This is a genomic window from Cellulosimicrobium sp. NPDC055967, from assembly GCF_042269845.1.
Classification (GTDB): Bacteria; Actinomycetota; Actinomycetes; order Actinomycetales; family Cellulomonadaceae; genus Cellulosimicrobium.
Window position 1 is genome coordinate 111544 of record NZ_JBHJYJ010000014.1, and the last position, 10834, is coordinate 122377.

Below are 10834 nucleotides of genomic sequence, written 5' to 3' on the forward strand. Positions count from 1 at the left end.
GGTGGTGCCGCGTCTACCATCCGCCGCTCGTTCCTCGCGGCTCCCGCGTTCTCGGTCGGGATCGTCCTGCGTTCGCAAGCTCACTCCGGACGATCCCTCGTCCAGGCCCGACCACGACGCGGCACCACCACCCACCCCGCCCTACGTCGTCTCACCCTGGTCGGTCCTCACCACGGGCGACCGCCCGCGGTGTCGGTTCAGCCAGGAGTAGCCGATCGGCGTCTCCTGGGCGACCGGACCGCCGTCCGTCGGAGACGATGCGGCGCAGGGCGAGCGGACGTCGTAGAGCCAGGCCTCTACCTGGACGGATCGGGCCTCTACCTGGGCGGGCCGGGGCTCTACCTGGACGGACCGGGGCTCTACCTCGGCGGGGTGGTGGCTCCGAGGGCGTGCTCGGCGACGGTGCAGGGGTCGGTTCCCGCGTCGACGTCGCGGAGGTCGCACGCGACGCGGCGCATGAGCGTGCGGAAGGCGCTGCGCTCGTCGGGCGAGAGCATGCCGAGGAGCTGCTCCTCGGCGTCGTGCACGGCGGTGGCCCACCCGGCGAGCCGACGGCGGCCCTCGGGCGTCGCGACGACGCGGCGCGCGCGGCGGTCGGCGGGGTTCTGCTGCCGCTCGACGAGGCCGGCGGCGACGAGGTCGTCGACGAGGTACGTCATGACGGTCCGGTCGATGCCGTGGTGCTCGGCGAGGGCGAGCTGGGTGGGGTGGTCGCCCTGGGCGACGGTGACGAGGACCTGGTAGCCGCGCGTGCCGTGCGGGACGTCGTCGAGCGCCTGCTCGACCGTCGCGCGGTAGGCGCGCAGCAGCACGCCGAGGTGCCAGCCGAGGTCCTCGAGGCGGCCGGGGAGCTCGGCCGGGCCCGTCGCGGCAGCGGTCGTCGTGGTGGTGCTCATCCGCCCACCCTACCGCCGGGAATGTGGTTGCACCACCTATCTGTTACAGATATGTTCTGTACAGCAACGTATCTTGGAGATCGCGAGGAGCCATGCCCGACTACGGCCACGACCTGCGCTTCGGGTCCTTCATCACGCCCGCCGCCGCGGCGCCGCACCAGGCGGTCGCGCTGGCGCAGCTCTCGGAGGAGGTGGGCCTCGACCTCGTGACGTTCCAGGACCACCCGTACCAGGCGGCGTTCCTCGACACGTGGACGCTGTTGTCCTGGGTCGCGGCGCGCACCGAGCGGGTCCGCCTCGCGGGCAACGTGCTCAACCTGCCGCTCCGCCCGCCGGCCGTGCTCGCGCGGGCCGTCGCGAGCCTCGACCGGCTCTCGGGCGGGCGCGTCGAGCTCGGGCTCGGCGCGGGCGGGTTCTGGGACCCGATCGTCGCGATGGGCGGCGAGCGCCTGACGCCGGGGGAGTCGGTCGACGCCCTCTCCGAGGGCATCGACGTCATCCGCGGGCTGTGGGACACGTCCACGCGCGACCGCCTCGTCGCGGGCGGTGCGCACCACCGCGTCGACGGCCCCAAGCGCGGGCCGGCGCCCGCGCACGACGTCGAGATCTGGGTCGGCGCGCTCAAGCCCCGCATGCTGCGCCTCGTCGGCGCGCAGGCCGACGGCTGGCTGCCGTCGCTCGCGTACCTGCAGAGCTTCGAGGCGTTGGCGAAGGGCAACGCCACGATCGACGCCGCCGCCGAGGACGCGGGTCGCGACCCGCGGGCAGTGCGTCGCCTGCTCAACGTCGGCGGCCGGTTCAGCGCCGACGGCGGCGCGGGGTTCCTCCAGGGCTCGCCGCGCCAGTGGGCCGAGCAGGTCGCCGAGGTGACGCTGGAGCACGGGGTGTCCACGTGGATCGTCGCGGGCGACGACCCGACGACGCTCGCCGTCGTCGGCCAGGAGGTCGCCCCCGCGGCGCGCGAGCACGTCGCGGCCGCACGCGCCACCGCGCCGGGCGCGACGACCGGCGGCGAGGCCCGCGCATGACCGACTACGGCCACCCGCTCCGGTTGGGCACGTTCGTCACGCCGTCGGCGCAGGATCCGGAGGCGACGGTCGGGCTCGCCCGCCTCGCCGAGGACCTCGGCTACGACCTCGTGACGTTCCAGGACCACCCGTACCAGCCGCGCTTCCTCGACACGTGGACGCTGCTGTCGTACGTCGCGTCCGCGACGGAGCGCATCCACGTCGCGCCCGACGTCGTCAATGTCCCGATGCGCCAGCCCGCCGTGCTCGCGCGCGCGGCGGCGAGCCTCGACCTGCTGTCCGACGGGCGCGTCGACCTCGCGCTGGGCGCGGGCGCCTTCTGGGACGCCATGGTCTCGATGGGCGTCGACCGTCTGACGCCGGGCGAGTCCGTCGACGCGCTCGCCGAGGCGATCGACGTGGTCCGGGCGATCTGGGGCGAGGACGGGGACGGCGAGCTGTTCGCCCCCGGGCGCCACCACCGGCTCGACGGCGCGACCGCCGGACCAGGGACCACGCGGCGCATCCCGCTGTGGCTGGGCGCGCTCGGCCCGCGCATGCTGCGCCTCGTCGGCGCGAAGGCCGACGGCTGGCTCCCGTCCCTGGGCCGCGTCGGCGTGGACGGGCTGCGCGCGGGCAACGCGCGCATCGACGAGGTGGCGACCGCCGTCGGGCGCGACCCGCGCGAGGTCACGCGCCTGCTCAACGTGTCGGGCACCTTCGAGGGCGCCGACGGCTCGGGCGGCCTGGGCGGCGCGCCCGACCTCGCCGGCCCGCCCGAGGCCTGGGTCGAGCGGCTGCTGCCGCTCGTCCTGGAGGACGGCGTCTCGACGCTGATCCTCGCGACCGACGACGAGCGCACGACCCGCCGGTTCGCCGAGGAGGTCGCGCCCGCGCTGCGGGACGCCGTCGCCGCGGGACGCGCAGAGACCGGGACGGACACGTCCCGCGTCGTGCCGCTCGCGGTCCGCGCCGCGCGCCGCGACGGCATCGCGTACGACGACGTGCCCGCCTCGCTCGCGGAGCGTGCGGTCGAGCCCGGCGACGCCGCGTTCGCGGGCGTGCGCTCCAACTACCTGCGCGGCGGGTCGCCAGGGCTCGTGCTGCGGCCCCGCGACACCGCGGAGGTGGTCGAGGCGCTCGCCTTCGCGCGCGCCCAGCCGGTGACGCGCGACGTGCCGCTGTCCGTCCGCTCGGGCGGCCACGGCATCAGCGGGCGCTCGACGAACGACGGCGGGATCGTCCTCGACCTCGGTGCGCTCGACCAGGTCGAGGTGCTCGACGACGCGGCCCGCCTCGTGCGCGTCGGTCCCGGCGCGCGCTGGGGCGAGGTCGCGGCCGCGCTCGCGCCGCGCGGGTGGGCGATCACGTCGGGCGACTACGGCGGCGTCGGCGTGGGCGGGCTCGCGACCGCGGGCGGCATCGGCTTCCTCGGTCGCGCTCACGGTCTGACGATCGACCATGTGCGCGCCGTCGAGGTGGTCCTCGCCGACGGGTCGGTGGTGCGGGCGAGCGCGGACGAGAACCCGGACCTGTTCTGGGCCGTCCGCGGCGCGGGGTCGCAGGTCGGGATCGTCACGTCGTTCGAGCTCGTCGCGGACGAGGTGTCCGCGGTGGGGTTCGCGCAGATGGTGCACGACGCCTCCGACCTCGCCGGGTTCCTCGAACGCTGGGGTGCGACGGTCGAGACGTCACCTCGCGACACGACGAGCTTCCTGATCGTCGGGCGCCCTCGACCGGGTCAGCCGGTCGTCGCGCAGTCCATGACCATGGTCGACTCCGACGACCCGGACACCGTCGTCGCCCGGCTGCAGCCGTTCGCCGCGATCTCCCCGCTGCTCGCCCAGGCGACGGCGCAGATCGTGCCGTACGACGCCGTCGTCTCCGCACCCGCGCCCGGCCCGCACGGCGGCCAGGGCGAGCCGGTGTCGCGGTCCGGCCTGCTGGAGCACCTGACGCCCGCGGCGTCCGCCCGGCTCGCGGGGCTCGTCGCGAGCGGCGACACGTACTTCTTCCAGATCCGCTCGACGGGCGGCGCGGCGTCCGACGTCCCGGCGGACGCGACGGCGTACGCGCACCGTTCGGCCAACTTCTCGGTGGTCGCGATGGGGGCGAGCCGGTCGCGGCTCGACGCGCGCTGGGACGCGCTGGCCGACGTGTTCGAGGGCATGTACCTGAGCTTCGACACCGACCGCCGCCGCGACAGCCACCCCGCACGCCTCGCCGACGCGTTCCCGCCCGCGACCCTGGAGCGGCTGCGGGAGGTCAAGCGTCGCGTCGACCCGACGAACGTCTTCCGCGACAACCTCCCGGTCCTCGGGCCGGACCCGCTCGAGCCGGCAACGGCCCCCGCGAGGTAGAGCGTCCCGCCGCGAGGTAGAAGACGAGGGGCTCTACTTCGCGACCGGTCGTTCTACCTCGCGCGGGCCGCGCACGGTGAGGACCGCGTGGACGGCCAGCCCCGCGAGGATCGCCCAGAACGCGGCGGCGATGCCGGCGACGACGACGCCGCTCGCCGCGACGAGGAACGTCACGACGGCCGCCTCGCGCCCGCGCGGTTCGGCGACCGTACCCGCGACGGCCGCGCCGAGCGTCCCGACGAGCGCGAGCCCGGCCGCCGCCTCGACGAGCCCCGCGGGCGCCGCGGCGACGAGCGCGGCGAGGCCCGCCGACCCGACGGCGAGCGCGAGGTACGCCCAGCCGGCGGTGTGGGCGGCGACCCAGCGTCGGCGGGCGTCGGGGTGGGCCTCGGGGCCGGCGGCGAGCGCGGCGGAGATCGCGGCGAGGTTGATCGCGTGGCCGCCTGCGGTCGCTCCGGCGAGGGTCGCGATCCCGGTGACGGTCATGGTCTCGCGCCACGGCACGCGGTAGCCGAACGACGCCATGACGGCGACGCCGGGCACGTTCTGCGAGGCCATCGTCACGACGTAGAGCGGGACGGCGAGCCCGACGACGGCCTGCCACGAGAGCGTGGGCGCCGTGAGGTCGAGGCGCGGGACGGCGTCGGACCACGCGAGCGTGCCGCCGTGCACGGCCTCGTACCCGACGATCGCGAGCGTCACCGCGAGCGCGGCGGGTGCCGCCCAGCGCGGCGAGACCCGCAGCAGGACGAGCCACGTGACGATCACCGGCGCGACGAGCAGCGGCGTCGCGACGACCGCCCGCACGGGGGCGAGGCACAGCGTGAGGAGCACGCCGGCGAGCATCGCCTGGGCGATCGGCGTGGGGATGGCGGCGACGAGGTCGCCGAGGCGCGGCCAGAGGGCGGTGAGCAGGACGAGCCCGCCGACGACGCAGAACGCCCCCACCGCGGCGGGCCACCCGCCCGCGACGGCGCCCGTGCTCACGAGCAGCGCGGCGCCGGGCGTGGACCACGCGAGCGTGAGCGGGGTGCGGTGCCGGGTGGTCAGCCAGAGGATGCCGACGGCCTGCGTGACGCACAGGGCGAGGAGCCCGGAGGCCGCCTGGTCGGGGGTCGCACCGACGGCGCGCAGCCCGGCGAGCACGACGGCGAAGGAGCTGGTGAAGCCGACGAGGGCGGTCACGAGCCCGGCGAGGACGGGGCGCAGGCGGTCCGAGGCGGGGTCCATGCTGCTCCTGGCAGGCGGCGGAGGGAATCGTTCTGTTCGTGGAACGCTAGCAGGGGCTGCGCGACACGCGCACCGGTAGGCTGCCGCCCGTGAGCGACGGGGCGGGCGCGAGACCTCAGACCGACGGCGAGCCCGGGGGAGCGCCCGGACGCTCGTCGGAACGAGCCGGGGACGGCACGCTCGCGGCAGTCGCCGCACAGCTCCGTGCGCTGCGTGCCGAGCGCGGGCTCTCGCTGTCGGCGCTCGCCGCCGCGGCGGGCATCGGCAAGGGCTCGCTCTCGGAGATCGAGCACGGCGCGCGCAACCCGACGCTCGCGACCCTCTACGCGCTGGCCGGGGCGCTCGGCGTCCCCCTCGCGACGCTGCTCGCCGAGCGGGCGGGCACCGAGGTGTCGTCCGAGGGCGTCACCGCACGCCTGCTCGACGCGCACCACCTGCCCGGCGGCATCGCCGTCGAGGTCTACCACCTGCACCTGGAACCCCACGCGGACCGGACCTCACCGCCCCACGGGCCGGGCGTCGTCGAGCACCTGCTCATCACGCGCGGCCGCCTGCGGGCCGGGCGTCACGGGGCGGAGGCCGTGGTCGAGGAGGGCGACGAGCTGCGCTGGGTCTCCGACGCCGACCACTCCTACCGGGCGCTCGACGGCGCCGCGGTCGACGCGGTGCTCGTCATCCGGACACCGCCGCGGGGCGGCGCCGGGTAGGCGTCGGCGGAGGCTGCCGGCTCAGTACGCGCCCTGGCCGGGAACCCACGCGTCGGAGGTGAAGCCGGACGGCGTTCCCGGCGACCACGGCGCGGGCGGCGGCTGCGGCGTCCGGACGAGGAACGCCTGACGCGCCGTGAGCATGAGCTGCAGCAGCGCCCGGCGCTGCCCCTCGACGCGCCACGCCTCGACCGCGCCGCGCGCGACGCGGTCGTGGAGCAGGGCGAGCTCCGTCGCCGCCTGCTGGTAGTCGCGCATCGCGTGCGCCGCTCCGGCGCCGCCCGTGCGGCGGGCCCAGTCGCGCGCCTGACGGCGTGCGGCGAGCGTGGAGAGCATCGTGAGGTCCGCGGGCGTGACGAGGCCCGTCGGGACGTACGGCACGAGCTGCCGCTGGATCGTCGCGACCGTGCGACGGCGGTCGCGCACGAGCAGGACGATCAGCGTGACCAGCACCCCGAGCCCCGCGAGGTACGCGACCCCGAGCGCGAGCGTGCCGAACCCGGTCGAGGCGTTCCACAGCATGTGGAGCGCGATCGCCGCCGCGAGGCCGCCGATCGGCGCGAGGACCCGGCGCGGCCCGGGCGGGCTCGTGGCCGCGCTCGCGACGCCGAGGCCCGTGAGCGCGGTGCACAGCGGGTGCAGCAGGGGGGTGACGAGCGCGCGGAGCACGAACGTCGGGCCGAGCGTCCCGTCCTGCGCCGCCATGATGAAGTAGGTGACGTTCTCGACCGCCGCGAACCCGAGCGCGACCATCGCCGCGTAGATGACGCCGTCGGTCCAGCCGTCGATCTCGTGCCGACGGAACCACAGCATCCCGAACAGCACCGCGCCCTTGAGGATCTCCTCGACGAACGGGGCCCCGAACGACGCGACGACGTACCAGCCGACCTCCTCGCCGAACAGCGGCGCGGTGAGCAGCTCGAGCCCGAGCGTGTTGAGGATCCCCGCCACGAGGGTCGCGATGCCCGCGCCCCACAGGAACGCCAGGACGAGCGCGCTCGGCGGCTCCGGCTCGAGGCGGTCGAGCGCGAGCACGACCGGCACCCAGATGCCGAGCGGCACGAGCGCCAGCAGCAGGCCGACGGTGAACGTCCCGACCCCGGACAGCGCCGCGAGCACCAGGCCGACCAGCAGGCACAGGCTCGCGACCGCGATCGTCACGATGACACCCACGCGCGCCCGGCCCGGCGGCCGGCCCTCCAGCACCGCGCGCGGGTCGAGCGGCACCGCGGTGCCCGCCGGACCCTGCGGGCGCGGGTGCACGGGCGTCGGCTGCGGGTGCGGCGGGGGGACGGCGGGGCCGTGCGGCGGGTAGGTCACGGGCGGTAAGGCTACGCACCCGGGTGCCGCGGGGGAAAGGTGTCCACGCGTCGCGGCGTCGAGCCGACACCGTGGTGCGCCCGTCGGTCGCCGAACCCGGGGATGCTGCCGGGTTCGGCGCCGGAAGCGCCGAGAACCCCGGGTTCGAGGGGTGGTGGCGTGGCGCTACGCGGCGACGTCGTATCCCGACCGGACGCCGCCCCGGCGGCGCACGGTGGCGTCGTCGGGCACGATCTCGTCCGGCGGGACGACGGCGCCCGGCTCCACGAGCACGCGGCGCCCGACGCGCGCGCCGCTGCCCACCCGGGCGCGGTCGCCGACGCGGGTCTCGGGGGAGAGGCGCACGTTGTCGCCGACGCGGACGTCCCGGCCGAGGGTGACGTCGCGGTCGATCCAGCTTCCCTCGCCGAGCTGCGAGCCGTACCCGACGACGGCCCCCTTCTCGACGTACGTGCCCGACCCGACCGGGACGGACTCGGGGACGCGTGCGTGCGGCGACACGAGGCCGCCGCCGGTGTGGCGCTCGTAGTGCATGATCTCGCCGTAGTCGTTCTCGACCTGGACACGGCGTGCGAGGCGGGCCATGTGACCTCCTCAGGGTCTGTCGGCGGTGTTCTGCTGACATAACGTCGGAGCGGTGCCCAGGATTCCAGCCCCCTCGCGCCGAGGCGGAGCCCTGGTCGCGCACCAGGTCTCTACCTCGGCTCTACCTCGCCGGACCCGGGTCCTCCCTCGGTGGGTGGAGGGTCAGAGGGGGCGGGTGGAGCCGCGGACGACGAGGGTCGTGGGGAGGCGGACGTGAGGCTCGCGGGGGTTGCCCTCGACGAGGTCGACGATGAGGCGCAGGGCCTCGGCGCCCATGCGGTGGATCGGCTGGTCGACGGTCGTCAGCGGCGGGGTGGTGAGCGCGGACTCGGGGACGTTGTCGAACCCGACGACGGAGACGTCGTCGGGCACGCGCAGGCCGAGCTCGGCGGCGACCTCCATGGTGCGGATGGCGGAGAGGTCGTTCGCGGCGAAGATCGCGGTGGGTCGCTCGGGGAGCGAGAGGAGCTCGTGCGCGGGGGAGTCGGCGAGGTCGGGCCGGTAGCCGCCGACGCGGACGAGGTCGGGGTCGAACGCGACGCCGGCCTCGGCGAGGGCCTCGCGGTACCCCTGCTCGCGCAGGCGCGCGGACTCGAGGTCGGGGCGGCCGGCGAGGAAGCCGATGCGGCGGTGTCCGAGGGAGAGCAGGTGGTCGGTCGCGGCGCGCGCGCCGGCGAGGTTGTCGGAGTCGACGGTGGGCGGGCCGGAGGGGCCGCGGTGCGGGTCGACGGCGACGACGGGGATGGAGTTGCCCGGCGCGACGACGGTCGGGGTGACGAGGATGGCGCCGTCGATCAGGGTGCCGCCGAGGCGCGAGAGGTAGCGCTGCTCCCAGCCGACGCGGTCGTCGCGGCGCAGCCCGCCGGAGTAGGCGAGCAGCTCGTAGCCGGTACCGTCGACGGCCTCGGAGATGCCCTTGAGGAGCTCGGTCGAGAACGGCTCGAACTCGGCGACGAGGATGCCGATGACGTTGGTGCGGCGGCTACGCAGGCTGCGCGCGACGATCGACGACTCGTACCCGAGCTGGTCGATGATCTCCTGGACGTGCCGGGAGGTCTCCAGGGCGACGCCGTAGCGGCCGTTGATGACCTTGGACACCGTCGCGACGGAGACGCCGGCGGTGCGCGCGACATCGCCGATCGTGACTCTTCCCGTGGAGCGCATGGGGAGACAGTAGCCCGTGGCGCGGCGCGTCGGCGGCACGAGCCGCGCGCTGCGGCGTCGTTTGTAAAACGTTATCGATAACGATTGACACGAGAGCCTCCGGCCTGCGAGAGTCGCCGTGGCGGCCCCGACGCGGGGGCGGCCCGGCGCGCTCGACGGAGCGCGCGCCCGTGCGGCTCGACGAAGAGGACGAATCATGAGGTCTCGGAAGTTCCTGGCGGCATCGGCCGCGCTGGTGGCGAGTGCGATGGCGCTCTCGGCCTGTGGCGGCGGAGGCGGGTCCGGTACGGAGGATGGCGACGTCACCCTGACGTTCTGGCACAACTCCACGACCGGCCCCGGCATGGAGTACTGGAAGACCACGGCCGCGGCGTTCGAGGACGAGAACCCCGGCGTGACGATCAGGATCCAGGCCATCCAGAACGAGGACATGGACGGCAAGCTCCAGACCGCCCTGAACTCGGGCGACGCACCCGACATCTTCATGGCGCGCGGCGGCGGCAAGCTCGCGGACGTCGTCGAGGCGGGCCAGGTCAAGGACCTGACCGACCTCATCGACCCGGCGGTCAAGGAGGCCGTCGGCGGGTCGCTGAGCGCGCTCTCGGTCGACGGCAAGGTCTACGGCATGCCGGTGTCGATCCTCCCCGGCGGCATGTTCTACAGCACCGAGCTCTTCGAGCAGGCCGGCATCACCGAGACCCCCGGGACGATCACCGACCTCGAGGCGGCGACCGAGCAGCTCAAGGCCGCGGGCATCGCGCCCATCGCGCTCGGTGCCAAGGACGCATGGCCGGCCGCGCACTGGTACTACTTCTTCGCGCTCCGCTTCTGCTCCCAGGACGCGATGAACGAGGCCGCCCAGACGCGGACCTTCGACGACCCGTGCTGGCTCGACGCCGGCAACGCGCTCGAGGAGTTCGCGGCGACGGAGCCGTTCAACGAGGGCTTCCTCACCACGTCCGCGCAGCAGGGCGCCGGCTCGTCGGCCGGCCTGCTGGCCAACCACCAGGCGTCGATGGAGCTCATGGGCGCCTGGGACCCGGGCGTCATCGCGTCCCTCACGCCGAACGAGCAGCCCCTGCCCGACCTCCAGTGGTTCCCGTTCCCCGAGGTCGAGGGCGGTGACGGCGAGCCCGGCGCGATGATGGGCGGCGTCGACGGCTACTCGTGCTACGTCGACGCCCCGGACGCGTGCGCGGACTTCCTCAACTACGCCATGTCGAAGGAGTCGCAGGAGGCCTACGCCACCGCGTTCCAGACGCTGCCCGCGAGCAAGGAGGCGCAGGGGGCGGTCGTCGACCCGGCCCTCGTCTCGATCCTGGAGGCGTACAACGAGGCGCCGTACGTCTCCGTCTGGCTCGACACGCTCTACGGCCAGAACATCGGCAACGCGCTCAACACGGCCGTCGTCAACCTGCTCGCCGGCCAGGGCACGCCCGAGGACATCGTCAGCGCCGTCAACGACGCGGCCGCCAAGGAGTAGCCCCTTCCATGAACGTGTCCCAGGGCGAGATCTCGCCGAGCACGACGACGCCCGAGGACCGGGCCGGGGGCGGCGTCACGCC

The 10834-nt window shown here is 75.0% G+C and carries 9 protein-coding genes; 4 read left to right on the forward strand and 5 right to left on the reverse strand.

Annotated features, from left to right (window positions below; all coding sequences use genetic code 11):
* Positions 1 to 359: 359 nt before the first annotated feature.
* Positions 360 to 896 (reverse strand): MarR family winged helix-turn-helix transcriptional regulator, encoded by a 537-nt coding sequence (locus ACFC2L_RS16550; RefSeq protein WP_375825418.1) that lies wholly within the window; start codon positions 894 to 896, stop codon positions 360 to 362.
* Between the two features lie 92 nt (positions 897 to 988).
* On the opposite strand from ACFC2L_RS16550, the gene ACFC2L_RS16555 reads away from it, so the two are divergent.
* A complete protein-coding gene (locus tag ACFC2L_RS16555; protein ID WP_375825419.1) occupies positions 989 to 1924 on the forward strand; it encodes an LLM class flavin-dependent oxidoreductase in 936 nt (311 codons plus the stop codon).
* On the forward strand, positions 1921 to 4263 hold the full coding sequence (locus tag ACFC2L_RS16560) for an LLM class flavin-dependent oxidoreductase (protein ID WP_375825420.1): 2343 nt from the start codon (positions 1921 to 1923) through the stop codon (positions 4261 to 4263). The genes ACFC2L_RS16555 and ACFC2L_RS16560 overlap by 4 nt, the downstream gene beginning before the upstream one ends.
* 33 nt (positions 4264 to 4296) lie before the next feature.
* On the opposite strand, the gene ACFC2L_RS16565 is transcribed toward ACFC2L_RS16560, so the two are convergent.
* The gene (locus ACFC2L_RS16565; protein WP_375825421.1) at positions 4297 to 5493 is read right to left on the reverse strand and encodes a benzoate/H(+) symporter BenE family transporter; all 1197 of its coding nucleotides are present in this window, start codon (positions 5491 to 5493) and stop codon (positions 4297 to 4299) included.
* An 89-nt stretch (positions 5494 to 5582) separates the two neighbouring features.
* Between ACFC2L_RS16565 and ACFC2L_RS16570 the strand changes: the two genes are divergently transcribed.
* Complete coding sequence (locus ACFC2L_RS16570) at positions 5583 to 6200, forward strand: helix-turn-helix domain-containing protein (RefSeq protein ID WP_375825422.1); 618 nt, start codon at positions 5583 to 5585, stop codon at positions 6198 to 6200.
* A gap of 21 nt (positions 6201 to 6221) precedes the next feature.
* On the opposite strand, the gene ACFC2L_RS16575 is transcribed toward ACFC2L_RS16570, so the two are convergent.
* The 3 genes from ACFC2L_RS16575 to ACFC2L_RS16585 form a co-directional block, all read right to left on the reverse strand.
* Positions 6222 to 7520, reverse strand: a complete 1299-nt coding sequence (locus ACFC2L_RS16575) for a PrsW family intramembrane metalloprotease (protein WP_375825424.1) — start codon at positions 7518 to 7520, stop codon at positions 6222 to 6224.
* 165 nt (positions 7521 to 7685) lie between these two features.
* Positions 7686 to 8105, reverse strand: a complete 420-nt coding sequence (locus tag ACFC2L_RS16580; protein WP_375825425.1) for a transferase — start codon at positions 8103 to 8105, stop codon at positions 7686 to 7688.
* Positions 8106 to 8267: 162 nt separating this feature from the next.
* Positions 8268 to 9269, reverse strand: coding sequence for a LacI family DNA-binding transcriptional regulator (locus ACFC2L_RS16585; protein WP_375825427.1), 1002 nt, complete (start codon positions 9267 to 9269; stop codon positions 8268 to 8270).
* 196 nt (positions 9270 to 9465) lie between these two features.
* On the opposite strand from ACFC2L_RS16585, the gene ACFC2L_RS16590 reads away from it, so the two are divergent.
* A complete protein-coding gene (locus tag ACFC2L_RS16590; protein ID WP_375825428.1) occupies positions 9466 to 10752 on the forward strand; it encodes an extracellular solute-binding protein in 1287 nt (428 codons plus the stop codon).
* The last annotated feature ends 82 nt before the right edge of the window (positions 10753 to 10834 follow it).

What these genes read in the sequence shown, in the direction of transcription:
- ACFC2L_RS16565 (WP_375825421.1), bottom strand. Translation starts at nt 5,493, where the DNA reads ATGGACCCCGCCTCGGACCGCCTGCGCCCCGTCCTCGCCGGGCTCGTG.
- ACFC2L_RS16590 (WP_375825428.1), top strand. Translation starts at nt 9,466, where the DNA reads ATGAGGTCTCGGAAGTTCCTGGCGGCATCGGCCGCGCTGGTGGCGAGT.
- ACFC2L_RS16580 (WP_375825425.1), bottom strand. Translation starts at nt 8,105, where the DNA reads ATGGCCCGCCTCGCACGCCGTGTCCAGGTCGAGAACGACTACGGCGAG.
- ACFC2L_RS16550 (WP_375825418.1), bottom strand. Translation starts at nt 896, where the DNA reads ATGAGCACCACCACGACGACCGCTGCCGCGACGGGCCCGGCCGAGCTC.
- ACFC2L_RS16585 (WP_375825427.1), bottom strand. Translation starts at nt 9,269, where the DNA reads ATGCGCTCCACGGGAAGAGTCACGATCGGCGATGTCGCGCGCACCGCC.
- ACFC2L_RS16560 (WP_375825420.1), top strand. Translation starts at nt 1,921, where the DNA reads ATGACCGACTACGGCCACCCGCTCCGGTTGGGCACGTTCGTCACGCCG.
- ACFC2L_RS16555 (WP_375825419.1), top strand. Translation starts at nt 989, where the DNA reads ATGCCCGACTACGGCCACGACCTGCGCTTCGGGTCCTTCATCACGCCC.